Origin of the sequence: Mucilaginibacter sp. 5C4, from assembly GCF_034345625.1 — a bacterium.
In the GTDB taxonomy this organism is placed as follows: Bacteria; Bacteroidota; Bacteroidia; order Sphingobacteriales; family Sphingobacteriaceae; genus Mucilaginibacter; species Mucilaginibacter aurantiaciroseus.
Genome location: NZ_CP133775.1, coordinates 3,986,117 through 4,011,358 on the forward strand (window position 1 = coordinate 3,986,117; position 25,242 = coordinate 4,011,358).

The 25,242-nt window shown below is 43.7% G+C and carries 26 protein-coding genes; 14 read left to right on the forward strand and 12 right to left on the reverse strand.

What is annotated here, in order from left to right; translation table 11 throughout:
* Positions 1 to 27: 27 nt before the first annotated feature.
* The 6 genes from RHM67_RS18705 to RHM67_RS18730 all read right to left on the reverse strand — a co-directional run bounded on the left by RHM67_RS18705 (position 28) and on the right by RHM67_RS18730 (position 5,251).
* On the reverse strand, positions 28 to 687 hold the full coding sequence (locus RHM67_RS18705; protein WP_322228741.1) for a carotenoid biosynthesis protein: 660 nt from the start codon (positions 685 to 687) through the stop codon (positions 28 to 30).
* Positions 666 to 1,754, reverse strand: coding sequence for a glycosyltransferase family 2 protein (locus RHM67_RS18710; protein WP_322228743.1), 1,089 nt, complete (start codon positions 1,752 to 1,754; stop codon positions 666 to 668). The genes RHM67_RS18705 and RHM67_RS18710 overlap by 22 nt, the downstream gene beginning before the upstream one ends.
* Positions 1,754 to 2,362, reverse strand: coding sequence for a lysophospholipid acyltransferase family protein (locus RHM67_RS18715; protein WP_322228745.1), 609 nt, complete (start codon positions 2,360 to 2,362; stop codon positions 1,754 to 1,756). Before RHM67_RS18715 ends, RHM67_RS18710 begins: the two co-directional genes overlap by 1 nt.
* A 64-nt stretch (positions 2,363 to 2,426) precedes the next feature.
* Positions 2,427 to 3,050: a lysophospholipid acyltransferase family protein gene (locus tag RHM67_RS18720; protein ID WP_322228747.1), complete on the reverse strand. Its 624-nt coding sequence runs from the start codon at positions 3,048 to 3,050 to the stop codon at positions 2,427 to 2,429.
* Positions 3,047 to 3,865 (reverse strand): alpha/beta hydrolase, encoded by an 819-nt coding sequence (locus RHM67_RS18725; RefSeq protein ID WP_322228748.1) that lies wholly within the window; start codon positions 3,863 to 3,865, stop codon positions 3,047 to 3,049. Before RHM67_RS18725 ends, RHM67_RS18720 begins: the two co-directional genes overlap by 4 nt.
* 171 nt (positions 3,866 to 4,036) lie before the next feature.
* Entirely contained in the window at positions 4,037 to 5,251 is a 1,215-nt protein-coding gene (locus tag RHM67_RS18730) for a 3-deoxy-D-manno-octulosonic acid transferase (protein WP_322228749.1), read from the reverse strand.
* Between the two features lie 65 nt (positions 5,252 to 5,316).
* On the opposite strand from RHM67_RS18730, the gene RHM67_RS18735 reads away from it, so the two are divergent.
* The 5 genes from RHM67_RS18735 (at position 5,317) to RHM67_RS18755 (ending at position 10,517) form a co-directional block, all read left to right on the forward strand.
* Positions 5,317 to 6,627 carry a UDP-glucose/GDP-mannose dehydrogenase family protein gene (locus tag RHM67_RS18735; protein ID WP_322228750.1) on the forward strand — a complete coding sequence of 437 codons (1,311 nt, stop codon included), beginning with the start codon at positions 5,317 to 5,319 and terminating at the stop codon, positions 6,625 to 6,627.
* Between the two features lies 1 nt (position 6,628).
* Entirely contained in the window at positions 6,629 to 7,615 is a 987-nt protein-coding gene (locus RHM67_RS18740) for a UDP-glucuronic acid decarboxylase family protein (RefSeq protein WP_252759049.1), read from the forward strand.
* A gap of 71 nt (positions 7,616 to 7,686) precedes the next feature.
* Positions 7,687 to 8,706 carry a UDP-glucose 4-epimerase GalE gene (gene galE / locus RHM67_RS18745; protein ID WP_322228754.1) on the forward strand — a complete coding sequence of 340 codons (1,020 nt, stop codon included), beginning with the start codon at positions 7,687 to 7,689 and terminating at the stop codon, positions 8,704 to 8,706.
* 12 nt (positions 8,707 to 8,718) lie between these two features.
* The gene (gene rfbB / locus RHM67_RS18750) at positions 8,719 to 9,771 is read left to right on the forward strand and encodes a dTDP-glucose 4,6-dehydratase (RefSeq protein WP_322228755.1); all 1,053 of its coding nucleotides are present in this window, start codon (positions 8,719 to 8,721) and stop codon (positions 9,769 to 9,771) included.
* A gap of 8 nt (positions 9,772 to 9,779) precedes the next feature.
* Positions 9,780 to 10,517, forward strand: coding sequence for a tyrosine-protein phosphatase (locus RHM67_RS18755; protein ID WP_322228757.1), 738 nt, complete (start codon positions 9,780 to 9,782; stop codon positions 10,515 to 10,517).
* 119 nt (positions 10,518 to 10,636) lie between these two features.
* Here RHM67_RS18755 and RHM67_RS18760 read toward each other — a convergent pair whose 3' ends face one another.
* A complete protein-coding gene (locus RHM67_RS18760) occupies positions 10,637 to 11,875 on the reverse strand; it encodes an ABC transporter permease (RefSeq protein ID WP_322228759.1) in 1,239 nt (412 codons plus the stop codon).
* Between the two features lie 152 nt (positions 11,876 to 12,027).
* A complete protein-coding gene (locus RHM67_RS18765) occupies positions 12,028 to 12,381 on the reverse strand; it encodes a HesB/IscA family protein (protein WP_252759054.1) in 354 nt (117 codons plus the stop codon).
* Between the two features lie 91 nt (positions 12,382 to 12,472).
* Here RHM67_RS18765 and RHM67_RS18770 point away from each other — a divergent pair, with 91 nt between their 5' ends.
* The 5 genes from RHM67_RS18770 (at position 12,473) to RHM67_RS18790 (ending at position 18,040) form a co-directional block, all read left to right on the forward strand.
* On the forward strand, positions 12,473 to 13,003 hold the full coding sequence (locus RHM67_RS18770; protein ID WP_322228762.1) for a hypothetical protein: 531 nt from the start codon (positions 12,473 to 12,475) through the stop codon (positions 13,001 to 13,003).
* A gap of 5 nt (positions 13,004 to 13,008) precedes the next feature.
* Positions 13,009 to 14,556 carry an acyl-CoA mutase large subunit family protein gene (locus tag RHM67_RS18775; protein ID WP_322228764.1) on the forward strand — a complete coding sequence of 516 codons (1,548 nt, stop codon included), beginning with the start codon at positions 13,009 to 13,011 and terminating at the stop codon, positions 14,554 to 14,556.
* A 309-nt stretch (positions 14,557 to 14,865) separates the two neighbouring features.
* Positions 14,866 to 16,290: a chromosomal replication initiator protein DnaA gene (gene dnaA / locus RHM67_RS18780; protein ID WP_252759057.1), complete on the forward strand. Its 1,425-nt coding sequence runs from the start codon at positions 14,866 to 14,868 to the stop codon at positions 16,288 to 16,290.
* Positions 16,291 to 16,481: 191 nt separating this feature from the next.
* Positions 16,482 to 16,937: a nuclear transport factor 2 family protein gene (locus RHM67_RS18785; RefSeq protein ID WP_322228767.1), complete on the forward strand. Its 456-nt coding sequence runs from the start codon at positions 16,482 to 16,484 to the stop codon at positions 16,935 to 16,937.
* Between the two features lie 239 nt (positions 16,938 to 17,176).
* Positions 17,177 to 18,040, forward strand: a complete 864-nt coding sequence (locus tag RHM67_RS18790; protein ID WP_322228769.1) for a DUF4349 domain-containing protein — start codon at positions 17,177 to 17,179, stop codon at positions 18,038 to 18,040.
* A gap of 183 nt (positions 18,041 to 18,223) precedes the next feature.
* Here RHM67_RS18790 and RHM67_RS18795 read toward each other — a convergent pair whose 3' ends face one another.
* Positions 18,224 to 18,634 carry a BrxA/BrxB family bacilliredoxin gene (locus RHM67_RS18795; RefSeq protein ID WP_067055890.1) on the reverse strand — a complete coding sequence of 137 codons (411 nt, stop codon included), beginning with the start codon at positions 18,632 to 18,634 and terminating at the stop codon, positions 18,224 to 18,226.
* Between the two features lie 211 nt (positions 18,635 to 18,845).
* Here RHM67_RS18795 and RHM67_RS18800 point away from each other — a divergent pair, with 211 nt between their 5' ends.
* The 4 genes from RHM67_RS18800 to ahcY all read left to right on the forward strand — a co-directional run bounded on the left by RHM67_RS18800 (position 18,846) and on the right by ahcY (position 21,850).
* A complete protein-coding gene (locus tag RHM67_RS18800) occupies positions 18,846 to 19,697 on the forward strand; it encodes a M23 family metallopeptidase (protein WP_322228773.1) in 852 nt (283 codons plus the stop codon).
* 133 nt (positions 19,698 to 19,830) lie between these two features.
* Positions 19,831 to 20,013, forward strand: a complete 183-nt coding sequence (locus RHM67_RS18805) for a hypothetical protein (protein WP_322228775.1) — start codon at positions 19,831 to 19,833, stop codon at positions 20,011 to 20,013.
* The gene (locus RHM67_RS18810; RefSeq protein WP_322228776.1) at positions 20,013 to 20,399 is read left to right on the forward strand and encodes a hypothetical protein; all 387 of its coding nucleotides are present in this window, start codon (positions 20,013 to 20,015) and stop codon (positions 20,397 to 20,399) included. Before RHM67_RS18805 ends, RHM67_RS18810 begins: the two co-directional genes overlap by 1 nt.
* Before the next feature lie 134 nt (positions 20,400 to 20,533).
* On the forward strand, positions 20,534 to 21,850 hold the full coding sequence (gene ahcY / locus RHM67_RS18815) for an adenosylhomocysteinase (protein ID WP_322228779.1): 1,317 nt from the start codon (positions 20,534 to 20,536) through the stop codon (positions 21,848 to 21,850).
* A 235-nt stretch (positions 21,851 to 22,085) separates the two neighbouring features.
* Here the strand turns inward: ahcY and RHM67_RS18820 are convergent, their stop codons facing one another.
* The 3 genes from RHM67_RS18820 to RHM67_RS18830 form a co-directional block, all read right to left on the reverse strand.
* Complete coding sequence (locus tag RHM67_RS18820; RefSeq protein ID WP_322232206.1) at positions 22,086 to 22,361, reverse strand: DUF5655 domain-containing protein; 276 nt, start codon at positions 22,359 to 22,361, stop codon at positions 22,086 to 22,088.
* Positions 22,362 to 22,444: 83 nt separating this feature from the next.
* Complete coding sequence (locus RHM67_RS18825; RefSeq protein ID WP_322228781.1) at positions 22,445 to 23,203, reverse strand: HAMP domain-containing sensor histidine kinase; 759 nt, start codon at positions 23,201 to 23,203, stop codon at positions 22,445 to 22,447.
* A complete protein-coding gene (locus RHM67_RS18830) occupies positions 23,164 to 25,176 on the reverse strand; it encodes a PAS domain S-box protein (RefSeq protein ID WP_322228783.1) in 2,013 nt (670 codons plus the stop codon). The genes RHM67_RS18825 and RHM67_RS18830 overlap by 40 nt, the downstream gene beginning before the upstream one ends.
* Positions 25,177 to 25,242: the final 66 nt, after the last annotated feature.

Genomic DNA, 25,242 nt, shown 5'->3' on the forward strand with positions numbered 1-25,242 from the left:
TTAAGCGGATTTTTAGGATTGCTGGGATTACAAAAGTATCACCACTAAATTCAACAACCCAAAAAACACAAACTCCGTTACCAGCAATGCCGGGGCTGCAATACTTTGCTTTTTAAACCGGAACTGCTCAAAGATGTATAACATCACCATGCTTACTAAAAACCAGCAGATGTAATTTTCAAGCGGGATGCGGGGGCTGTTCCAATGCCAGTAATCAAATTTGATGGCTATGGGTTCTATCAAAAGATCCAGCAATACCAAAACCGCGGCACCGGTTATTACCCTAAAGAACGGGCTTTTTAAACGGCTGCGCTGCATAGCTACGCCGGTGGCATAAATGAGCAGGAACCAGTTTACGCCTATCATGAGCGGGATGCCGGATAGCTTTACGCCGAGCGTAGTATCATAAGCATAACTCCCAAAAAGCCAGCCTTTGTTTACCCCAATCCACTCGGCTAAAAAGCCAAGCCAAAATATGAGCAATATAAAGATGCCAAAACTGCTGTTCAGTTTATGGTGACTAAATACGATCACGCCCAGCATCAGTAATAAATGAAACGGCACGATCTGTAAAAACAGGGGTTTGGTTGCGGGCAATGACAAGCCTACCAGCCCCACGATATGGAACAGGATAATAATGCCAATGGCTATCCGTGGCGGGATGTTCATATCTTCCGCCCCTTCCATACGGTGGTTTTGGTGAGATGCCTTTGTATCGAGGTAATGCCGATCAGCAATAAACTAAACATTTGTACCGGGTGCAGAAACAGGTTAAGTAAAGCGTTTTGCCCTGATGATAATGAGATCATGATGCGGGTAAGGCCGATCAAACCAATCATCATGAGTATAAAGTTAAGGTTCATGGTCATGATCACAATAGCAGGGCCACCGATGATAAGCAACAAGTATATTAAAAAGCCAATGATATTATAATTAAACGCTGCCAAAAAGTTTTTGCCGAAACCGTTAATGGCCTCATCATAACCTTTATACATGCGGCAGCTGATCATGCCGTTGGCCAACAGGGCCTCGCCGTTCAACTTGGACGCTTTCACCAGTCTCATGATCTCTACATCCTCAACTACCTTATTTTTAACTAATTGGTGCCATTGGTATTGGCGGTATTCAGCAGCAGTAAACAGCATAAATTGCCCGCTTGCTGCCGCTACCGATGCACTTTTAACCAGGTAAACCAGTCGCAAAGGCAACAAATTCAACAATATATAATGCATTAGCGGTACTACCATCATTTCGCCGGAGGTTATCATGGTTTGGTTGGTAAACAGACTCAGCAAACTTAACCCGCGCAAATTAACACGGTGGACTGAACTATTTATTAAGCCATTGTAAACCTTTTCGTCGGCATCTAAAAACAGATAGTAATCGCCGGTTGCTTGTTGGGCCAATTGGTGGCAGGCATAGTTTTTACCCAGCCAATGTGTGGGTAATTCACCGCCTTTTATCACCTTAAACCGCTTGTTTTTCGCCCCGAAAACATCACAAAGTGTATAGGTGTTATCCGTGGAATTATCATCCAAAATAATCACTTCATAATTCTGATAATCCTGCTCAACAATAGATTGTAAGAGGGCGATTATATCCTGCTCCTCGTTGCGGGCAGGGATCAGGATCGAAACCTTATCCTCGTAATGTTTGCCGATGCGCGGGAGTTTAGGGTTCGACATAAAATTGAACAGCGTAACCGTAAAGCGCAGGATCAGGAATATGAATGTTACTAATAGGGCGATGATCACTATACTACTGTTTTGGTTTGCTGCTGCTTGGCGTTATTGTAATGCTTCTGATAGGCGCTTTGTATATCAGCTAATTCGTTCTCGGTTTTTAAATAAACGTTAACCGTTGGTTTTTTATATTGCAGGTTCTCAATAAATGTTGCGGCCATTATGGCTTGGAATTTCCCCGCTGCGGCCTGCATGATTTTCGACAAGCCTTTCTGAAAATCAACCTCATCAACAAAGTTGGAATATAGCTTTCCCTGGGGGAATATCAGCACCAGGTTTTTAGGGTCGTTCAGCAATTGCGCGGCATAATCCAGCGAGGCCAGCATCTCGCGGGAATTTTTACTTACCGAGAAAGCCCCCATATATTTAAAGAAGGATACCTTTTGCACCGTCTCTTCTATCACCATTACATGGAAACTTTTCTTAAAGACTTTCTCATTCAGGTAATACATTAAAAAACCATCCCACCAGCTAAAGTGATTGGCTAATAGCAGTACCGACTTATCCTGCTCCACTCCTACCCTATCAAATTTCACTTCGTGAAAATTTCCCTTTACTATCCGCAGGATGTAACTATGGAAGAACCAGGTGATAATTTTATTTTTCTGCGGATAGGTCATTTTTGATTTTAGATTTCGGATTTTCGTCCCGATATCTATCGGGATTAGCGTTTAGAATTTTCACTTAATGTTCCACATCTATCTGCGCTTTTAACGCTTGTTGATGAAAGGTATTTATCCGGGTTATCAGTTCATCAAACGGCACTTCGCCGGCTATCCCACAATCGTACAGGTGAAAAAATACCGATGGTTTAAGGCTTTCAAAATAATCTATCAGGGCGCAGTTATAAACGATCTGGCAGGGGCCTTTTATATTTTTGATGAGGCGTTCTATACCTTTCTCTACTTTAATTTCTGTGGTATGGTTGGAGATCAGTTCGCCTTGCGGGAACACAACAACCAGGTTCTCCGGGTCATTCAGCAAACCGGCAGCGTACTGCAATGATTTGATCATCTCGCGCGACGACCTGTTTATCGAAAACCCGCCAAACAGATTTAGCAGCATACGCTTCTTAAGGTGGTCTTCCTGCATCATAATGTACAGCTTCCTGTCCAGGTGCCAGTAGGCCAGATAGTTGCCCCAAAGGCCATCCCACCAGCTAAAGTGGTTACAAAGCAGCAAAACAGAGTGCCCGGGCTTCGGCGTAAACGGCGTTACCACCAACCTGTTAAAGGCTTTGCGCATGCGGAAACGCATGTACACGGCAAACCAGTTACTGAAAAGTTTTACTCGGCGGGCGGGTATCATTGCGGTAAATTTACTAAATACTCATCCAATTGTTTGGTAACCAGCCAATGGCCCATGTTCACTTCGTGCACTTCGGCATTTGGCAACTTATCAATAAAAGGCTTTGCCGCCTTCATCGGGAACAAATTATCGTGCCTGCCAAATATCAGCCTGCATTTAATATGGTGCTGATTAATAAGCTGCGCGATCTTATGAGTGTCGGGTTTTAACAAACGGATGAGGTTTAGGGTATAATAAACATCTTGCCGTTTTTGTTCGGTATCAATTTCATTATAGGCAATATGGTACAGGCTCTCGTCAATAAACTTTACTTTTTTAAGGTTCCTGAGCAGTGTTGGTGCCAGCCATTTACTTTTGGTAACGTGCTTAAACAGGTACTTTCCTACAGGTTTATGCGTCAAAAAATGAAAGCCTTTATAAACCGATAACCCGTCCGGCGCCATCAATATCACTTCATCAATCAGCCCGGCGTATTCTTCAATCAATATCAGCGCAATGTTGGCACCAATAGAGTAGCCCATTACCGAGAAACGCTGCCTGCCGTATACTTTAAACCATTCTTCCATGTAGGCCCTTACCATTAGTTTGGGCATACCCGCTATGATCTGCTGCTCGGCCCAGTCGCCCAGTTTGCTTTCGCCATGAAAAAAGTGGTCGAAGCCGTAAACGTGGTATTGTTTAAGGATGGAGTTTTCGAGCACGTGGAATTGCCTGCCCGTCATGCCATAACCGTGAAAGGCCAGCAGGGGTTTAATGCCGCTGCCGTATTGGTGATAGTGTGCCTTACCTAAGCCGGGGATGTCCAAAAAGCCCATAGCGGCAATATTAAGAAAAAATGAACCGGGATGAAACGGATTTTTATGATTTAGGGATTGAATGCTGTATTATTTAACCACAAAGGGCACGAAGTTTTTCACAAAGTACACTGAGTTTTTCCTTTGTGTCCTCTGTGATTTTTTCTTTGTGCTCTCTGTGGTTAAAACCAATCAGTGTCTCTCTTTAATATATTTCCTTATCTCATCCGTCGCCCCAATATTTTGCTCCACATAATTCTTCGCGATAACAGCCGAGGTATGTCGCGCGGCTTCATCATTCATCAATAAACCTGCAACAGTATTTAATTCATCCTGCGAGTTAATACTAAACCCTGCTTTTAACTCCACCAAATCTTTAGCCTCTTTAAACTTATCATACTTAGGGCCAAATATCACCGGCATCCCAAAAGCTGCGGCCTCTAAAGTATTATGGATACCTGCGCCAAAACCACCGCCGATGTAGGCGATATCTGCATATTGATATAGGGAGGAGAGCATGCCGATGTTATCTATAATGAGACATGAGATTTGAGATGTTAGATTTGAGATGTTAGAAAATCTGATCGTGCTCTCATTCGGCAGCAAGCTCATCAACCCATTTATTTTATCCTCCCCTATCTCATGCGGGGCGATGATGAATTTCCAACCGGGGTGTTGAGTAATTAATTCTGCTATCAGTTTTTCATCTGCAGGCCAGGTGCTGCCGGCTATGAATAATTTTTGCCTGTTTTTAAAGGCCGCTACCTGCGGTAACTCTTTAGTTTGTTGCGCATTAGCCCATACCCTGTCAAACCGGGTATCGCTGCTGATGGTTACATTGGTGATGCCGGCATCGTGCAGTAAATGTTTGGAGGGGATGTCCTGCACAAAAAACCAGGTTACCAGTTTCAGCATTTTGCGGTGCAGGCCGCCATACCATTTAAAAAATACCTGCCCGGGCCTGAAAATGCCCGATATAATGTAGAGCGGCACATGCTGCTTGTGCAATTCGTTAAAAAAATGGTACCAGTACTCGTACTTTGTAAAAATAGCCATCACCGGCTTTATGGTGCCGATGAATTTTCGGGCATTGGCAGCCCTGTCAAGGGGCAAATAATACACAGCATAGGCAAGCGGGGTGTTCTTACGCGCCTCGTATCCCGAAGGAGAAAAAAAAGTTATTACAATTTTGTGTTGTGGGTAGTCGGCTTTTAGGGCTTCTAAAACCGGCCTGCCCTGTTCAAATTCGCCTAAGGAGGCAAAGTGGAACCAAATACTTGATTTTAACTGTTGTACTTGCTGCTTTTTGCGGCCCTTTATCCACAGTTTGGCTTTATTTTTATAAAGTGAAACCATATACACAAGTGTGTAGTATAAAGTGATACCGATGTTGTATAGTACAAGCATTTTTAAATTTGTATTCCTATCTTCGTTCGGCATAAAAGTAATAACATTAATAACAAAAAGTATTTATGAAAATAGCTGTTGTTGGAACAGGTTATGTTGGCCTGGTAACAGGTACATGTTTAGCAGAAACAGGTAACCAGGTTACCTGTGTTGATATTAATGAGCAAAAGGTAAAAATGATGCAGGAAGGTAAGCTTCCCATCTACGAGCCCGGTTTAGAATTACTTTTTCACCGTAACATCAACCAAAAAAGGTTATTATTTACCAACAACCTGGCCGAGGCAATTGCCGATGCGCAGATCATTTTCCTGGCCCTGCCAACCCCCCCGGGTGGCGATGGTTCTGCTGACCTTAGCTACGTTTTAGGCGCCGCTAAAGACATTGCCAAATTAATTACCGACTATAAAGTTATCGTTACAAAAAGCACCGTGCCGGTTGGTACTGCCGATAAGGTTACCGCGGTAATGAACGAAAACACCAGTGTTGAATTTGCAGTGGTATCAAACCCCGAGTTTTTACGCGAAGGTGTAGCTGTAGAAGATTTTATGAAGCCAGATCGTGTGGTTGTTGGTACTACCGACGAACGCGCACGCAAGTTAATGGCCGAGCTTTATGCACCATATGTACGCCAGGGTAATCCGGTGATATTTATGGACGAGCGCTCGTCTGAATTAACAAAATATGCTGCCAATTCTTTCCTGGCTACCAAAATATCGTTCATGAACGAGGTTGCCAACCTTTGCGAACTGGTTGGTGCCGATGTGGATATGGTGCGCCGTGGTATTGGTGCAGATAACCGCATAGGTAACCGCTTCCTTTTCTCGGGTATTGGTTACGGCGGTAGCTGTTTCCCTAAAGATGTGCAGGCTTTGGCAAAATCTGCCGAAGAGAATAAATACGATTTCAAGATCCTTAACTCGGTAATGGAAGTTAACGAGATCCAGAAAAAAGTACTTGTTCAAAAACTGAAAAAATATTACAATGGTAATCTTAAGGGCATACACTTTGCCATGTGGGGCCTTGCCTTTAAACCGGAAACGGACGATATCCGCGAAGCACCTGCTTTGTACATTATTGATGAACTGTTGAAAGAAGGCGCTACCATCAGCGTGTTCGACCCTGAAGGGATGAAGAATGTTAAAGCTTTGGTGGGCGATAAAATTACTTACGGCACCGATGCTTACGGAATTTTAGATGATGCCGACGCGCTGCTGATCGTTACCGAATGGTCGGCTTTCCGCACACCAGATTTTGAACAGATAACCGAACGCTTAAAAAACAAGGTTATATTTGACGGCCGTAACCTTTACGATCTTCAAAAAATGGTCGATCTTGGTTTCTATTATAACAGTATCGGCAGAAAAATAATCAGCTAACATGGCAGAACGCAAAAGAATATTAATAACCGGCGCAGCCGGTTTTTTAGGCTCGCACCTTTGCGACAGGTTTATTAAGGAAGATTACCATGTTATTGGCATGGATAACCTCATCACCGGCGACCTGCGCAATATTGAACATTTGTTTAAGCTTGAAAACTTTGAGTTTTACAACCACGATGTTTCCAAGTTTGTGCATGTATCGGGCGATCTGAACTACATCCTGCATTTTGCATCACCTGCAAGCCCTATAGATTATTTGAAGATCCCTATCCAAACTTTAAAAGTTGGATCGTTAGGTACACATAACCTGTTAGGTTTGGCACGCAGCAAAGGCGCAAGGATGCTTATTGCCTCTACATCTGAAGTGTACGGCGACCCTAACGTTAACCCGCAGCCCGAAGAATACTGGGGCAACGTTAACCCTGTTGGCCCGCGTGGAGTATATGACGAGGCTAAACGTTTCCAGGAAGCTATCACTATGGCTTACCATACCTTCCACGGTTTAGAAACGCGGATCATCCGTATCTTTAATACTTACGGCCCGCGTATGCGCCTTAATGACGGGCGTGTATTGCCTGCCTTTATTGGCCAGGCCCTGCGCGGCGAACCATTAACCATGTTTGGCGATGGTTCACAAACCCGTTCGTTTTGCTATGTTGATGATTTGATTGAAGGCATTTACCGTTTGCTGCACAGCGATTACGCGCAGCCGATGAATATTGGTAACCCCGATGAAATTACCATCCGCGAGTTTGGTGAGGAGATCATTAAACTTACCGGTACCGACCAGGAAATGATAAGCCTGCCTTTACCAACAGACGACCCTAAGCAGCGCCGCCCGGATATTACCAAGGCACGTGCAATTTTGGGTTGGGAGCCAAAAGTATCGCGCAGCGAAGGCTTAAAAATTACTTACGAGTACTTTAAATCGCTGCCCGAGAAAGAAATACTGCATAAAGATTTCACGTACTTCAATAAACAATAGTATTTTCGGCATTTCATAGGGCGCGTACCGCAAGGTATGCGCCTATCCTTAAATCTATTAAAAATATCCCTATGAAAATTTTAGTAACGGGCGGCTTAGGTTTTATTGGCACACATACCGTTGTTGAGTTGGTTAAAGCGGGTTACGACCCGATCATCATCGACGACCTGTCAAACTCCAGTGTAAAAATGCTCGACCAACTGGCCCGCATTATTGGATACAAGCCCGCCTTTTACGAATTTAACTTATGTGATGAAGCCGCTGTAAAAGATTTTGCAGCAAAACAGCCCGATGTGGCAGGTATTATCCATTTCGCCGCCTCCAAAGCGGTTGGCGAATCGGTAGAGAACCCGCTAAAATATTACTACAACAACTTCTTTTCGCTTATCAATTTGCTTAACGCCTACAATGGTAAAGCATTAAACTTTGTGTTCTCGTCAAGCTGTACCGTTTACGGCCAGCCCGATATTTTACCCGTAACCGAAGACGCGCCAGTTAAACCGGCCGAATCGCCATACGGTAACACCAAGCAAATAGCCGAAGAAATCCTGAAAGATACAGTTGCCGCCGGCACTAACTACAAAGTTATTGCCTTACGTTACTTTAACCCGGTTGGCGCACATGATAGCGCTTTAATTGGCGAGCTGCCAATCGGTGTTCCACAAAACTTAATCCCGTTCATCACCCAAACGGCCATTGGCAAACGCGAAAAAATTACTGTGTTTGGCGATAAATACGATACCCCGGATGGTAGCTGTATCCGCGATTACATCCACGTGGTTGACCTGGCTAAAGCACACGTTGCCGCGCTTAAATCAATGGAGAAAGATACTTTTACCGGTTACGATGTGTTTAACATAGGTACTGGCAATGGCTCAACCGTTTTAGAGGTGATCCATGCTTTTGAAGATGCTACCGGCGTTAAACTAAACTACCAGATAGGTGCCCCGCGTGCCGGCGACATCGAGAAAGTTTGGGGCAACATAACCAAATCTACCGAGCAACTGAACTGGACGGCAGAACTTAACCTAAGCACCATGATGTCATCGGCATGGGCATGGGAAAAATACATTGCCGAAAACCCGTTATAATAACATAGCGCTATGAAAAAGATAATTATTACAGGTGGTGCCGGTTTTATTGGGTCGCACGTGGTGCGCCGGTTTGTAACCAACTATCCTGACTATACCATTATCAACCTGGATAAGCTTACTTATGCGGGCAACCTGGCCAACCTTAAAGATATTGAGGACCAACCCAACTACCGCTTTGTAAAAGGTGATATTGTTGACCTTGAATTTATAAATAACCTATTTGAAACAGAACAGCCCGATGCGGTGATCCATTTGGCGGCCGAGTCGCACGTGGACCGCTCTATTACCAACCCGCTGGAGTTTGTGATGACCAATGTAGTGGGCACGGTAAATTTGTTGAACGCCGCCAAAAACCTTTGGAAAGGCCAGTATGATAAAAAACGTTTCTACCATGTATCAACCGATGAGGTTTACGGTACCCTGGGCGATACGGGTATGTTTACCGAAGAAACCGCTTACGACCCGCACTCGCCGTACTCGGCATCAAAAGCAAGCTCGGACCATTTTGTGCGTGCTTATTATGATACCTACGGTTTGGGTACGGTGATCTCCAACTGTTCAAACAACTATGGCTCTTACCACTTCCCCGAGAAGCTGATCCCGCTGGCTATCCATAACATCAAGCAAAATAAAGCTGTGCCTGTATACGGCAAAGGCGAGAACGTGCGCGACTGGCTTTGGGTGGAAGACCATGCGAGAGCTATAGATGTAATATTCCATAAAGCAGCGGTAGGTACCACCTACAATATTGGCGGCCATAACGAGTGGAAAAACATAGACCTGATTAAACTGTTGTGTACTATACTGGATAAGAAACTGGGGCGTGCAGCAGGTGAATCGGCAAAACTGATCACCTATGTAACAGACCGCGCCGGCCACGATCTAAGATATGCGATAGATGCCACCAAGCTTAAAAATGAGTTAGATTGGGAACCATCCATCACATTTGAAGAAGGCTTGGAAAAAACGGTAGACTGGTACCTTGCAAACGAAGGCTGGCTAAACGATGTTACCAGCGGCCACTACCAGGCCTATTATAAAGGCCAGTATAACAATCGCTAAAGAAAAAAATGTTCGGACTATTTAAGAAGAATGAAGCTAAACGGGTTGTGAATTTTGATTACAGCAACGTTATAACAGATATGCACTCGCACGTATTGCCCGGCATAGATGATGGCGCACAAAATGTGGAGGAATCTATCTTCCTGATTAAAAAAATGATGTCGCTGGGGATCAAAAAAATTATTGCCACCCCGCACGTGATGATAGACTACTACCGCAATGATGCTACCAGCATAGGTAACGCCCTTGCCCTGCTTAAAGCGGAATTGGTTGCCCAAAACATCGATATAGACATCTCTGCAGCTGCCGAGCATTACTTTGACGAGACCTTTGAAAAACGCGTTGAGGATGGCAATCTTTTTACTATGGGCGATAACTTTGTGTTATTCGAGCTATCGTTCATCAACCAGCCGCCAAATGTAATATCGGTTATCCAAAAAATGAAGGATAAAGGTTACAAGCCCATCCTTGCCCACCCGGAAAGATATGGCTATATGGATATAGCACAAATGAAAATCATCCGCAGCTGGGGCTGCGATATGCAATTAAACACCATATCACTATCCGGCTACTACGGCAAACACAGCAAAAAGATAGCCGAGGAAATGATAGATAACGAAATGGTTGATTTTATATCAAGCGACATGCACCATCCACGCCATGCTGCCGCTTTTGAGAGCACACTGGCAATGCCTTACCTGAAGAAACTATTGTTTGATTATCCGCTGAAGAATGTAATGCTGTAATCAAAAAATCAAAATGTAAGAATCAAGAAATAAGAAAAGGCTTAGATAGTATCTCAGCCCTTTTCCTTTTAATAATATTTTAGTCTTGATTCCTGATTCTAAAATTCTTGCCTCTCTACCTACTCGTATCTCAACGCCTCTACCGGGTCAAGTTTGGATGCTTTTTTAGCGGGATAGAACCCTGATGAAAGGCCTATAAAGGTACAAAGCACTAATGCAGCCATTAGCCAAAACCACGGCACCACAAACGTGCCGCTAATTTGCACGGCAATAAGGTTACCAATAGCCATACCTAATATAATGCCCATAACGCCACCGATAAGGCAAATTACGATAGCCTCTATCAAAAACTGTTTACGGATCACCGATGGCGTTGCGCCGATGGCTTTACGTAACCCAATTTCGCGGGTACGCTCAGTTACCGACACCAGCATAATATTCATTAAACCTATGGCAGCGCCAATAAGAGTTATTGCACCGATAGCAAAACCAGCCGCGGTAATACCCGCTAATTGGCCTGATAATTCCTGCTGAATGGAATCGCTACGCGAGATCTCAAAATTTTCGGGCTGCCCTATGCGGATGCCGCGGATGTTACGCATTAAAGATGTGGCTTCGCCGATGCTGGCATCAAGCACATCAGGGCTGTTAACGTTTACCGTTACCCCGAAAGATGGTTTAGAAGTAGCCGCAATTTGTCTTGCCTTTTGTACCGGGATGATACAAAATTTATCGCCACCAAAGCTATTGCTGCCTTTTGCAGCAATCACACCAATTATCCTGAACTTACTACTCCCTAATAATATCGATTTGTTGATCGGGTCTTCGCTTTTAAACAATTTCAGTTTAAGCTCGTCACCAATAATAACCACATTGGCGCCATGCTCCAACTCTGATGCCGAGAAGTTACGGCCGAGTGCCAATTTATGCCCTTTTATAGCCAGGTAATTTTCGTTACTGCCGGTTACAGATATATTGGGGTTGGTTTTAATGCTGTTGTATTTGGCGATGGCCGTGCCGGTAACACTTAAGTCGATGCTAATGCGGGCTGGTAGTTTAAAAAGCTTGGCGAAACGCTCTGCCTGGTCGTAGTTAATGGCAGGGTATATTTTACGGTGGCCGCCGTTACCAAAGTTGATACCGCTGCCCCGGTTTTGTATGGTAAATGAGTTTGCGCCGAGGCCTGCAAAGGCATCGTTAGTATATTGTTTAACCCCTTCAATAGCCGTTAAAATACCCACGAGGGCCATAATACCTATGGCAATAATTAACGCGGTAAGCGATGTACGCAACCGGTTACCACTTATGGATTGCAACGCGATGGCTATATTTTCTTTGTAGGTGGTTTTTACCGGCATGCCTTAAATATAAAAAACTCGGCTGTATGACTATGAGATGCGGGGGTTTGTTACAGGCAAACTGTTAATTTATTTGCGGGTATTATTATTTGTTTGCCAACAAAAAAGCCCTCGTTATAACGAGGGCCCTTATAATATATATCAAGTTCTGATTATACCGAGAACGACGTACCGCAACCGCAGGTGCTTGCCGCGTTAGGGTTATTGAAAGTAAATCCACGCGCGTTTAAGCCATCCTGGAAATCAATCATCATACCGGCAAGGTATAAACCGTGTGCTTTGTGCATGTAGGTTTTAATCCCGTCGATCATAAATTCCTGGTCGCCGTCTTTCTTTTGGTCGAAGCCTAAAACGTAACTCATACCAGAGCAGCCGCCGCCTTCCACGCCAATGCGCAGGCCAAAATCATCGCCTAATTCTTGCTGGTCTCTTAATTTAAAAAGTTCTTTAACGGCACCTTCAGAAAAAGTTACCGGGGCAGTTAGGGTATCAACAATCGCGCTCATCTTATTTTTAATTAACTACACAAATATAAGGTAAAATGCGGATTTTTGCACCGACCGATTTATTTATGACCTCCGCATAACATTAACAAAAATGCAACTATACAGTTTACTATTAGATGTTTTAAAATATACCGTTGCCGGGATAGGCGTTGTATACATCGCTTTTTACCTGTTTAAGCCCTACCTCGATAAAACATCAAACCTGCAGGTGCTGGAGTTTAAAAAAGCCATGACCACCCAAACCCTGCCCCTGCGTTTACAGGCTTATGAGCGTTTGGTATTATTTGCAGACAGGATAAACCCGTCAAACCTGCTTATCCGCCTCAATGGCAACAGCTATTCGGCTGCCGAACTGCACAGCATTATATTAAACGAAGTACGTACCGAGTACCAGCATAATGTTACCCAGCAAATTTATGTAAGCCCGCAGGCATGGGCAGTTATCAGGCGTGTAAAAGATGATACTTTAAACCTGGTTACCAACGCCGTAAAAGGCATGCCCGAAAATGCTACCGGATTAGACTTGGGCAAAGTGGTTTTAACACACCTGAGTAAATTAGAAGATAACCCTTATGATATTGCCATAGATATGATAAGGAAAGACCTTGAACATTTATTTTAACCGCCATGGCCGATAAAAAATTCATCACAATTTCGGGCATCGAGCTTAAGGAGGTTTATACCGAGCCATCGGGCATGACGGAACTGCCCGGGCAATTCCCTTACACCCGCGGCATTCAGAAAAACATGTACCGCGGCAAACCGTGGACCATGCGCCAGTACGCCGGCTTTTCTACCGCCGAAGAAAGCAATAAGCGTTACCATTATTTATTAAGCCAGGGCACCATGGGCCTTTCCGTTGCCTTTGATTTGCCTACCCAGATAGGTTACGATAGTGACCACGAACTATCCGAAGGTGAAGTTGGCAAGGTTGGCGTAGCGATAGATTCATTAAAGGACATCGAGATCTTGTTCGATGGAATCCAGCTAAAGAATATCACCACCAGCATGACTATCAACGCTACAGCGAGCATACTGTTAGCGATGTACATCGCATTAGCAAAAAAACAAGGGGCCGATCTGAAGCAGATCTCGGGCACCATACAAAACGATATATTAAAGGAGTACGCGGCAAGGGGCACCTATATCTACCCGCCTACCCCATCCATGCGTTTGATTACCGATATTTTTGAATACTGCAGTAAAGAAGTGCCCAAGTGGAACACCATATCTATCTCGGGTTACCACATCCGCGAGGCAGGTTCAACCGCCGTGCAGGAACTGGCCTTCACTTTAGCTAACGGCAAAACCTATTTAAAGGCAGCGTTAGAAAAAGGGCTGGATATAAATGTATTCGCCAAACGCCTGTCGTTCTTCTTTAACTGCCATAATAATTTCTTTGAGGAGATAGCGAAGTTCCGTGCGGCACGCCGTATGTGGGCACATATCACTAAAGAACTTGGCGCTACTGACCCGGGTGCGCAAAAACTGCGTTTTCACACCCAAACGGGGGGCTCTACGCTAACGGCGCAGCAACCTATGAATAATATAGTGCGCGTAAGCATGCAGGCCCTGGCCGCGGTGCTGGGTGGCACGCAATCGCTACATACCAATGGTTACGATGAGGCATTATCACTGCCTACTGAGGCCGCTGCTAAGATAGCCCTGCGTACCCAGCAGATCATCGCGTTCGAGAGCGGTGTTACCGATACGGTTGACCCACTTGCAGGATCTTTCTTTATAGAAGCACTAACCGACGAACTGGAAGCAGCTGCGCAATTATATATAGATAAGATAGACGCGATGGGTGGCTCGGTAAAAGCTATTGAGCAAGATTACATTCAGCAGGAGATTGCCGCTGCTGCCTACCAATACCAAAACGACATAGAAAGCGGCGATCAGACACTGGTTGGCGTAAACAAATTTACGCAAGCCGAAGAGGTGAACCCAAATGTGTTTAGGGTTGATGATGCCATCCGCAGGCAACAAATAGACAAGCTTGTTCGTTTAAAAGAGGAACGAAACAACGATGCAGTGGCAAAAGCGCTGCAAAATTTAACAGTTGCAGCCCGCGGAACCGACAACCTGATGCCTTATATTTTAAATGCGGTTGAGTGCTATGCAACCCTTGGAGAGATCGCCGATACCCTACGAAATATTTTTGGTGAATATTAATGAAGATTATCTTACTAATTAAGAAAATTTGAAAACATCCCGCCAAAAACTAATCCACATTTTTGGCGCTACCAATGTTTAAACTTTTAAAACCGCATTCCTGCAAAACTGGTGCATAAAACAGCCTTCTGCATGCGAAATATAATGTTAATAACTTTAATATTCGCAATCAAAAGGCATAATTTTTATAAATATATTTCTTAAAATTTATTTTTTTATCCGCTTTTTTTTAGAATATTCGATGTTCCGAAACGGCACAAAAACACGGCGCTTCGGAGACTGTAAATCAGGATATTACTTAATACTTATATGGAAAAAACTTGTACTAACGTTTGGAATAGCTGCCTTCAGATAATAAAAGACAACATACCGGCACAAAGCTTTAAAACTTGGTTCGAGCCAATAAAAGCATTGCGTATGGAAGGTAGCGTTTTGACGATACAGGTACCAAGTTTATTCTTTTATGAGTGGTTGGAAGAACACTATGTAGGCTTGCTGCGCAAAACAATAAAGAAACAATTAGGCGACGAAGGCCGTTTAGAATATAACATTGTTGTAGAGCAGTCCACAAGCAAACCGTATACGACCAACATGCCCTCGAATGGAAATGGTGCTGAATCAAAAAATCAGTCTATGCCGATACCAATTTCGATAAATAAAGACATTAAGAACCCGTTTGTAATACCGGGCCTTAAAAAGCTGAATGTAGACCCGCAGCTAAACCGCAACTACACCTTCGAGAATTTTGTTGAAGGCGATTGCAACCGTTTGGCGCGTTCTGCAGGTTATGCTGTTGCTGCCAAACCGGGCGGCACATCATTTAACCCGCTAATGATATATGGTGGCGTAGGCCTTGGCAAAACCCACCTGGCACAAGCCATTGGTAACGAAATTAAACGTACCCTGCCGGATAAGCTTGTACTTTACGTAAGCTGCGAGAAATTTACCCAACAATTTGTTGACGCGCTTAAACACAATAATATAAACGATTTTGTGAACTTTTACCAGGCCATTGATGTACTGATCATGGATGACGTGCACAACTTTGCCGGTAAAGAAAAAACACAGGATTTCTTCTTCCATATCTTCAACCACCTGCACCAAAGCGGCAAACAACTGATCATCACATCAGATAAAGCACCAAAGGATCTTGCTGGATTAGAAGAACGTTTGCTATCTCGTTTCAAATGGGGACTTTCTGCAGATCTGCAGATTCCTGACCTGGAAACCCGTATGGCTATCCTGAAGAACAAAATTTATCAGGACGGTATCGAGCTTTCAAATGATGTGGTTGAGTATGTTGCCCACAACATTGATAACAACGTACGTGAGCTGGAAGGTGCAATGGTATCCTTATTAGCACAAAGCACCTTAAATCGTAAAGAAATTGATTTGAACCTGGCTAAGCAGATGCTTAAGAATTTTGTAAAAAATTCGGCCAAGGAGATTTCAATGGAATACATCCAGAGCCTTGTTTGCGAGTACTTTGAAGTACCTATCGAAATGGTAAAGTCACAAACCCGCAAACGCGAAATTGTACAGGCCCGCCAGATCTCGATGTACCTTGCAAAGGCACACACTAAAAGCTCGTTAAAATCAATTGGCAGCTTCTTTGGCGGCCGCGACCACTCTACCGTTATTTACGCCTGCCAAACCGTTGAAGACCTGATCGATACCGATAAAAAATTCAAAGGTTATGTAGCCGATATCCAAAAGAAACTAAAAATGTCATAGTTGAATTATTAGATATTAGAAAGCCCTGCGGAGATGTAGGGCTTTTTTGGTTTAGAATAGTTTGTCATCCTGAGCGATAGCGAAGCATTTAATGTACACCATATCAGTCGGAAATTAGATGCTTCGCTATCGCTCAGCATGACAAATTTAATGGATTTTTATTTAAATTTCCCCAACCAAACAGCACAATTATGAAAAAACTATTCCTTGCAACCTTACTAATGGCATCAACAACAAACTCTTTTTGCCAAACCGCTAAAGACGATATCAAGAAAGTAATTACCACCATGTTTGATGGGATGCGAAAAGGCGATACTACTATATTGCGCTCCGCATTTCATAAAGACATGGTGCTACAGAGTGTTTTAAATAAAAAAGATGGCTCTACCGCCCTGGTTACCGAAAAGGCCGATGATTTTGTAAAACAGGTTGGCACCCCCCACAAAGAAATTTACGACGAGCGAATCACCTGGGGCGACATCAAAATTGACGGCGACCTTGCCAGTGTTTGGACACCCTACAAATTTTACGTAGGCAGCCAGTTTAGCCATTGCGGTGTAGATTTTTACCAGCTAATGAAAACCGCCACCGGCTGGAAGGTTATTTATATTGTAGATACCAGGCGTAAGGATAATTGCCCGGGGTAAGGAACACAATATGATGTTATTACCAGAAGCGTAGCGACGTGGCAATCTCATAGGACAATCGGATATACTGAGATTGCCGCGCTATCGCTCGCAATGACATGGTTTTTATTTTTGCTCTTCTCTCCTGCTTCCTGCATCCCACTATCCGCATCTCTCATTGTAACATTCTGGATATCAAAATTTGATGGGTTACTATTGGTTTCTGGTTGGTATAAATACCAAACCAAAAATCAACAATTATGAAAACAAGAATTTTTATCGCGATAGCAGCCATAGCGCTGTTCGCGGCTTGCAAAGGCAGGAATGGCAGTTACGAAATTGCAAACAATGGTAATAGCAGCAATGCAGACACAGCAAGTAGCTCGGCCGACACTGTCGCCACAGCCAAACTGGTTAAAACTGCCGACATGAGCTTCAAAGTTAAAAACGTACAGCAAACCGGCGACTCCATTTCCCGCATCACCGCTAAACTTAGCGGTATGGTTACGCATTATCAAATGGGTTCATCCATCGAACGCAGCGAGGATATCAGGTTAAGTACAGATTCCGTTATGCGGGTATCCGCCTTTAATACCACTGCCGATATGACGGTGAAGATCCCGTCAGAAAAGCTGGAAGACTTTATGAACTATGTTAGCCATATGGGCATCTACGTAACCTCGCGCAAGATGGATATCGAAAACAAATCGTTGGATTACCTATCGGCGAAGCTCAAATTAAAGAACCGCCGCGAAATGGTAGCCCAGCAAAAAACAGGTAAAATAAAGATCAAAGACCCTGCCGCGGTGCTTTGGTTAAAAGATGACATGATAGATGGACAAATAAATAATCAGCGAATAGATGAAGCCGTGAATTACAGCGTAGTAAGCCTAAATTTTTACCGGAGCAATACTATTTATAAAGAACGTATCGCTAACGACGATCCGTCGGCTTACAAAATGCCTTTTGGTAATAGATTACTGATGGCACTAAGTAATGGCTGGTATTTGTTTGCTGAGCTGATACTGGGGCTTGCTAACCTTTGGGTATTGATACTTGTAGGGGCTGGGTTATGGATAGCTTTTAAAACTTATAAAAGAAAGTTTTCGGCATTGAAAGTTTAGTTACTCTCATGAAGTATAAAAAACAAAGCCAGGCTGTGTATGGACTGCCCCCAATTAGTGTCTAACTTTTTGGGGGCAGTCTAAAATGCAACCGGGCTTTTCTATTCTTATATCTTGACTATTACAGTCTTGAATCTGATTGTTTTATGTCTTGGTTCTTGACTCTTGTAGTCTTGAATCTAATTAGCAATATTGCTCAAACGCGCCAATAAGGTTATCTGCTATCATTTGTGCAGGGCGGCCTTCAATTTGGTGGCGCTCTATAATGTGCACCAATTTACCATCTTTAAACAAAGCCATTGATGGCGATGACGGGGGGTAAGGCAGCATCAGGTTACGGGCAGCATTAACCGCCTCGGTTTCCATACCGGCAAAAACAGTAACCAAACGGTCGGGGTGTTTTTCGTTAGCGGCAGCGGCACGTGCAGCAGGGCGCGCGTTAGCAGCAGCACAGCCACAAACAGAATTTACCATTACAAATACAGTTCCTTCGCCTTTAATAGCCGCGTTAACTGCATCAGCATCTTTTAACTCTTCGAAACCAACTTTGGTTAATTCTTCCCTCATTGGGGCAACTAAATATTCTGGGTACATAATTTTTACTTCGCTTATTTTCGGCACAAAAATACCAATTTCAAAATAAAAACAACCCTCAATCAGAATAATCCGTAATAATTGACGTTTCGGTTATAATAGCAAAAGGGAGTAGGCGAGCAGGATTTATAATGGAGATTGCTATATTGCATTCCAAATGTTTTAACCCTAATTAAAACTATATAATGAACTTAAAATTTAAGATTTAGGTATGGGAATTATTACGAAAAAAAATAACGCCCAACCGCGTATTGTACAAGTAAAAGCCAGGCACTTTAATTCGTTAAAAGTAACCGTAGCGGCAGTATTGATCATCGTGATGGCATTGATGACGGCCATAGCGCGCTTAAGCACACAAACTTTAGCGCAAAGGCAGGAAAACAGCAGGCTGCAATCGCAGGTGGCTGCATTACAAGGACAGATAGACAAGGAATCGCAGGATGCTTTACTGGTAAATGCCGAAAAAGAAGGCAACCGCAGCAAAGCAGTATCCTACATTCAGGATATCCAGGCAAAACTTAAAACGATTAACAACTACATGAGCAAACGCGGGTTGCGCGGTTTGCCGTTCAGGAACCTTAATGTTGGCGAGAAGCCAAAAAGCGATACCAAACTATATTCGGATTTTAGTAACTACCTGGATAAACTGGTAAACAATATCGCTTATGTACCCATGGGCTACCCAAGGCTAAGCTCATTCACCTCATTCTTTGGATCGCGCGGTAATCCGTTTGATTTTGGCGGGCACGAATTCCATCCGGGTATAGATTTTTCGGGCCACCAAGGCGACCCGGTTAAATGTACCGCAAGTGGCAAAGTAGTATTTGCAGGCAAAGCAGGCGGTTATGGCAATTGTATTAAAATACGCCATGCTAATAATATCGAAACATGGTATGGGCACTTATCCAAAATTAATGTGAAAGAAGGCCAACGCGTAACCGTGGGCGACCTGATAGGCAAAGTTGGCTCAACGGGCCGCTCAACCGGCCCGCACCTGCATTACGAGATCCGCAGGAACGGGCAACCCGTTAACCCAAAACAGTATTTAAGTTTAAATATGTAGTATGTTTTGCCAGGTAATTATAGGCTTGTATCTCTTTTATAATAAATACTTTAAGTGTGAATAAACATTTTGGCATTTTTTTTGTATTAGTTATAAATTCTTATATTAGCTAAACAAATCTAATTCTACTAACATGGAAAATTATTTAAAAAACCAAACTGCAAACGAAGTTCAAAACGGTCGTTTATCACGAGAAGCAATGAAACAAATTAAGGGTGGCTTATCTGATCTGACCCCGCAACAACTTTGTGAGGCTGACCATGCCGGCCGTTGCGGCAGCTGCGATAATGGAGGCCACTTTACTCCTTGCGGATAATGAAGATAGCTTTGCTTTGTTTTTGGATAGTAATAACCCGCATTGGTTACTACTTTTTGATACAAGGCAGCCACAGTGGGCTATACTATATCCAAATGAGCAACCTGAAGGATATTTGCCAGTACTTATGCTTTGCAGGGTTTTTACTTTTACTTTATGATAAGCAACAGTTTAAACGGTTAAGGCACTTAATTATTTTCGTTATAGCCTATTGCCTGTCTTTTTCCATTTTAATGTTGTACCCATTTCTCGGTAGCGATGACCGGGATTACAGCGATCAATTATTACTTGCCTTTAACCTGTTTTGGACGGCTGCTATGGCAATAATGTTTTTGTTCCTCGTGTTCAGTACCGATCAATTCTCCACTAAAAAGATCAGCCTTTAGGTAAGTGCCCCAAAGCTTTTTTACATGGTACGTAATATTGCTGGTAGTTGTGTAATTATCCGGTAATGTTATCGCTTCCAATTTCTTTAAAATATTTATATTCACTACTTTTGTACTTCAATAAAAGCAATAATATGTCGACTGTAGAAACTGCATACGTGAAAAGTAAAGTGAAGGATACTTCACTGGCCGAATGGGGCCGCAAGGAGATTGAATTGGCCGAGGCAGAAATGCCGGGTTTAATGGCACTGCGTAAAGAGTACGGCCCGTCTAAAATACTAAAGGGCGCACGTATTGCAGGCTGTTTACACATGACCATCCAAACTGCTGTTTTAATTGAAACATTGATAGAGCTGGGTGCGGAAGTTACCTGGTCGTCATGTAATATATTCTCAACACAAGATCATGCTGCTGCTGCTATTGCTGCCGCGGGTACTTCTGTTTACGCCTGGAAAGGTATGAACGAAGAAGAATTTGACTGGTGTATAGAGCAAACCTTATTCTTTGGTGAAGACCGCAAACCATTAAACATGATATTGGATGATGGCGGCGATTTAACCAATATGGTTTTAGACCGCTACCCTGAACTTATCGGCGAGATAAAAGGTTTGTCTGAAGAAACCACTACAGGTGTACACCGCTTATACGAGCGTATGAAAGCCGGTACTTTACCAATGCCAGCTATCAACGTAAACGACTCTGTTACTAAATCAAAATTTGATAACAAATATGGTTGCCGCGAATCATTGGTTGACGCCATCCGCCGTGCTACTGATGTGATGATGGCCGGTAAGGTTGCTGTTGTTTGTGGTTATGGCGATGTTGGTAAAGGTTCTGCAGATTCGCTTCGTAACTCTGGTGTACGTGTTATTGTTACCGAAATTGATCCTATCTGTGCTTTACAGGCAGCTATGGAAGGTTTCGAAGTAAAGAAACTGGGTACCGCTATTAAAGAAGCCGACATTGTAGTTACCGCTACAGGTAACAAAAACATAGTTCGCGAAGAGCACTTCCGCGCGTTGAAAGACAAGGCTATTGTTTGTAACATCGGCCACTTTGATAACGAGATTGACATGGCCTGGTTAAACGGTGCTTATGGCAACAACAAAATTGAAATTAAACCACAGGTTGATAAATACACTATCGACGGTAAAGATGTTATTGTATTAGCAGAAGGCCGCTTGGTAAACTTGGGTTGTGCTACAGGCCACCCAAGCTTTGTAATGAGCGCGTCGTTCACCAACCAAACTTTGGCCCAAATTGAGCTTTGGACAAACGGTGCTGCTTACAAAAACGAAGTTTACACCCTGCCTAAAATGCTTGATGAAAAAGTTGCCCGTTTACACTTAGAAAAAATTGGTGTTGAACTGGAAGTTTTAGACCATGGCCAGGCAGAGTACATCGGCGTAACGGTTGAAGGTCCGTTTAAACCGGAGTACTACCGTTACTAAGAAAAGAGCCAAGACTATTAGAGTCAGGAACCAAGATAAAAGAAAAGGGATATGGTGTGAGCCATTTCCCTTTTTTGTTTATCCATTTTGTCATAGGTAGCTATAGCGAAGCATCTAATCGCCGACGTGCATTACCGTCCTGCATAGCATATAGATCCTTCGCTATTGCTCAGGATGACAAACTGGCTTTTCACAACAACTCATACGCCCCCCTTATCCATGCAAATAACTGCGGTCACAGATCATTTATAGTACTTAGCCTGACGTGGTTCTCAAAATGCTTGGACCGAGAAACGATGCTTTTGGTAACAGGTGGCTCTTCCATTTTGGTTTTTGAGTAAAACTTAAGGTCCAGCACCTTTTGCATGGGGCGGATCACAAAGAAGGTTTGCTTATGCACAAAGGTTATGCAATTTGGGGTAACGCCTATCAGTACATCGGGCCATTCGGCAACCTTTGCAAGGAGTTTATCAAAGGTTAGTACCAGCTCGTCGGATTTTCCTTTGAACAGGTCGTTAAGATCTACCCGGGCGCAGTGGTGCCACTGGCTTTCGCGGGTTAGTTCACGGTCGCATTTTGGTCAGATGTAGGTCATTAAAAAACGATGGTAAACTTTGTGCCAACATTGGGCTTGCTTTCTACACTTATTTTTCCGCCAAAGGTTTCTATCTGGGTTTTGGTCATGAACAGACCAATGCCTTTACTATCATGCCCGGCGTGGAAAACGCTGTTCAGCTTAAACATATCCTTGCCGTGTCGTTCCAGGTCTATGCCCAGGCCGTTATCGCTAAAGGTTAGGGTAACATGGGCGTTTATTAATGCTGATACAATGTTGATTACAGGTGGCACTCCGGGCTTGCTGTATTTAAGCGAGTTGCTCACCATATTATAAAATATACTCTCGAGGTACATTTTTGGGAACTGCATGCTGGTTACGCCGAAGTCGGTGGTGATCTTAGCTTTTTCCTCCATCATCTGGCCCTTTAGCATGGCAGCGGTCACTTTTATCATCTCCTGCAGGTCGCAGGTGTCATAAGCAATGTTTTTGCTGTTGCGTACTTCCAGCAAGCGCATTAGTTCATTCAGTGTTTCGTTTAGTGTTTCGCTGCTTTGGTTAAGCATCCGGAATAACTCCGCTTTTTCCTGTTCGTCGCTTGCATCATTTATCATGGTCAATATCATGCGGATACTGCCCGATGGCCCGCGCAGGTTATGCGCCACAATTCGGTTAAAATCTTCGTACTGGCTAATGCGGTTCTCTAGGTCAAGCGCGCGTTTGTACTCGTCAATATCATAGCACGATCCAAACCACTTCAGTATGCTGCCATCTGCTGCCAGCATAGGTTGCGCCATAGATTTGTGCCATTTGTAAACCCCATCCCCCCCCTGCGGAAACGCCGTTCCGAACTGTAAGGCGCGCCGGTAGCTAACGAGTGGTGCCAGTCCGCATAATCTTTTGGCACGTCTTCGGGGTGTATAACGGGTTCCCAGCCGTAATATAGGGTGTCTTCGGGGCTTAAACCGGTATAGTCAAACCAATGTTTGTTGTAGTAAACCATGGTGCCATCCGGGTTGGATGTCCAGATGATCTGCGGGATAGAATCTGCCAGGAATTTAAACTCCTGGATCTTTTCGATGGTTTTATCCTGCTCCTTAACCAACGCTACCTGTTTCATTAGTGCAAGGTTAAGGGCCTCCTGTGTTTCTATCGATCTTTTGAGGGCAAGTTCGGCCGATTTAGATCCTGAAATATCCTGGAACGTACCGTACAACCTTGTGCAAGCGCCATCTTTAAACTCGGTGTTACCCAGGGCGCGCACCCAAATTTCTTTCCCTTCGGCATTAATTATCTGCAGTTCTTCATTCCATGATGCGCCGTCTGCAATAGCTTTATTAATTGCTTTTGTGATGCGGTCGCGGCTGTCGCCTTCCTTATAAAAGTTGATACCGGTATTTAACGACGGCTCATAATCAGCCGATACGCCGTGGATCTGTTTGGTAACAGGTGTCCAGTAAACTTTTTGTTGTATAACATCAAGTTCCCAGCCACCAACGCGGGCAACCTGGTTGGTTTGCTCCAGCATTTCGGTAGTGCGTTCCAGCTCTTTCTCCAACAGGTAGCGTTCTGTTATATCAATGGCATTACCTTTTACATAGGTGCCCTCTCGCGGTGAAGTTTGCAGCGTGTTATTATATAGTAAAACCTTTAAGCTGCCATTTTTATGCCGCGTAAGCATTTGCCCCTGCGATTTACCTTTCGATGTAATTTCTTCTAAATATGCTCTTAAAAAACCATGGAGTTCTTCGGGAACAATATCAAAAAGGCTTAGTTGTACAATTTCATCAGGGGCATATCCCAGGATACCGGCACCGGCAGAATTAACCGACAGGAACTTACCATTAACATCGTGCGTGCACATCAACCCCTGCGAATTCTCAAAAAACACACGCAGTTTCTCCTCGCTTTCGGCAAGGAGTTTATCTTTTAAAACAATGGCAGATACATCGCGCCCAATACCAAAAATATTGCCAGTTAAGGTCTCGTGTGTCGAGGTCCATTCAATGGTTTTATAATTGCCATTAATGGTTTTCATCCGCTGCAAAAAGTTGGTGGTATCGCCACCGTTCAACATATTTTTTAACTGCGCTTCGGTTTTTATAATATCATCAGGGTGGATAAGGTCAAACGATGAGGTAGTAAGCATATGCTTTTCGCTCCAACCCAAAACCTTGGTAAAAGCAGGGTTAACGCGTTTAAAAAGACCATCCATCCGGCCCACAAAAACCAGATCGTTTGAGGTTTGGAAAAGTTTCTCAAAATTTTTAAGATCCTGCTTTTTACGGCGCTCTACTATAAGTGCAATGGCTTCGTCGGCAAGTAATTGTAAGGCCCGCTTTTGATGAACGGAAAGCGTACGAGGAGTGCTGTCTGCAACGCATAGCGTGCCCAAGGCATAGCCATTCGGGTCAATAAGCGGGTAACCAGCATAAAAGCGCACATTAGGGTCGCCGGTTACCATCGGGTTGTGCATAAAGCGGACATCCTTGGTAGCATCTTTAACCTCTATATACCGTGCATCGGCAATGGTATGGCGACAAAAAGTAAACTCGCGCGGCACTTCCTTTGCATCAAACCCAATGGCCGATTTAAACCATTGGCGATGCTCGTCAATTAACGATATGATAGAAATGGGTACATCGCAAATAATAGCTGCCAGTTCAGTAATGCGGTCAAACTCGTGCTCGCTCAACGAATCTAAGATATCGTAGTCGTCGAGCGCTTTTAAGCGTTCCAATTCGTTGGACGGTTTAGGTGAGCTGCTCAAATTTTTGCTGTTACTACTTTGTACGTATATATTGAATAATTGTTTTATAATATGCAGGTTATAAGC

Coding starts and splice junctions, on each gene's coding strand:
- RHM67_RS18705 (WP_322228741.1), bottom strand. CDS start 687: ATGGAAGGGGCGGAAGATATGAACATCCCGCCACGGATAGCCATTGGC.
- RHM67_RS18715 (WP_322228745.1), bottom strand. CDS start 2,362: ATGACCTATCCGCAGAAAAATAAAATTATCACCTGGTTCTTCCATAGT.
- RHM67_RS18720 (WP_322228747.1), bottom strand. CDS start 3,050: ATGATACCCGCCCGCCGAGTAAAACTTTTCAGTAACTGGTTTGCCGTG.
- RHM67_RS18725 (WP_322228748.1), bottom strand. CDS start 3,865: ATGGGCTTTTTGGACATCCCCGGCTTAGGTAAGGCACACTATCACCAA.
- RHM67_RS18730 (WP_322228749.1), bottom strand. CDS start 5,251: ATGCTTGTACTATACAACATCGGTATCACTTTATACTACACACTTGTG.
- RHM67_RS18735 (WP_322228750.1), top strand. CDS start 5,317: ATGAAAATAGCTGTTGTTGGAACAGGTTATGTTGGCCTGGTAACAGGT.
- RHM67_RS18740 (WP_252759049.1), top strand. CDS start 6,629: ATGGCAGAACGCAAAAGAATATTAATAACCGGCGCAGCCGGTTTTTTA.
- galE (WP_322228754.1), top strand. CDS start 7,687: ATGAAAATTTTAGTAACGGGCGGCTTAGGTTTTATTGGCACACATACC.
- rfbB (WP_322228755.1), top strand. CDS start 8,719: ATGAAAAAGATAATTATTACAGGTGGTGCCGGTTTTATTGGGTCGCAC.
- RHM67_RS18755 (WP_322228757.1), top strand. CDS start 9,780: ATGTTCGGACTATTTAAGAAGAATGAAGCTAAACGGGTTGTGAATTTT.
- RHM67_RS18760 (WP_322228759.1), bottom strand. CDS start 11,875: ATGCCGGTAAAAACCACCTACAAAGAAAATATAGCCATCGCGTTGCAA.
- RHM67_RS18765 (WP_252759054.1), bottom strand. CDS start 12,381: ATGAGCGCGATTGTTGATACCCTAACTGCCCCGGTAACTTTTTCTGAA.
- RHM67_RS18770 (WP_322228762.1), top strand. CDS start 12,473: ATGCAACTATACAGTTTACTATTAGATGTTTTAAAATATACCGTTGCC.
- RHM67_RS18775 (WP_322228764.1), top strand. CDS start 13,009: ATGGCCGATAAAAAATTCATCACAATTTCGGGCATCGAGCTTAAGGAG.
- dnaA (WP_252759057.1), top strand. CDS start 14,866: ATGGAAAAAACTTGTACTAACGTTTGGAATAGCTGCCTTCAGATAATA.
- RHM67_RS18785 (WP_322228767.1), top strand. CDS start 16,482: ATGAAAAAACTATTCCTTGCAACCTTACTAATGGCATCAACAACAAAC.
- RHM67_RS18790 (WP_322228769.1), top strand. CDS start 17,177: ATGAAAACAAGAATTTTTATCGCGATAGCAGCCATAGCGCTGTTCGCG.
- RHM67_RS18795 (WP_067055890.1), bottom strand. CDS start 18,634: ATGTACCCAGAATATTTAGTTGCCCCAATGAGGGAAGAATTAACCAAA.
- RHM67_RS18800 (WP_322228773.1), top strand. CDS start 18,846: ATGGGAATTATTACGAAAAAAAATAACGCCCAACCGCGTATTGTACAA.
- RHM67_RS18805 (WP_322228775.1), top strand. CDS start 19,831: ATGGAAAATTATTTAAAAAACCAAACTGCAAACGAAGTTCAAAACGGT.
- RHM67_RS18810 (WP_322228776.1), top strand. CDS start 20,013: ATGAAGATAGCTTTGCTTTGTTTTTGGATAGTAATAACCCGCATTGGT.
- ahcY (WP_322228779.1), top strand. CDS start 20,534: ATGTCGACTGTAGAAACTGCATACGTGAAAAGTAAAGTGAAGGATACT.
- RHM67_RS18825 (WP_322228781.1), bottom strand. CDS start 23,203: ATGGCGCAACCTATGCTGGCAGCAGATGGCAGCATACTGAAGTGGTTT.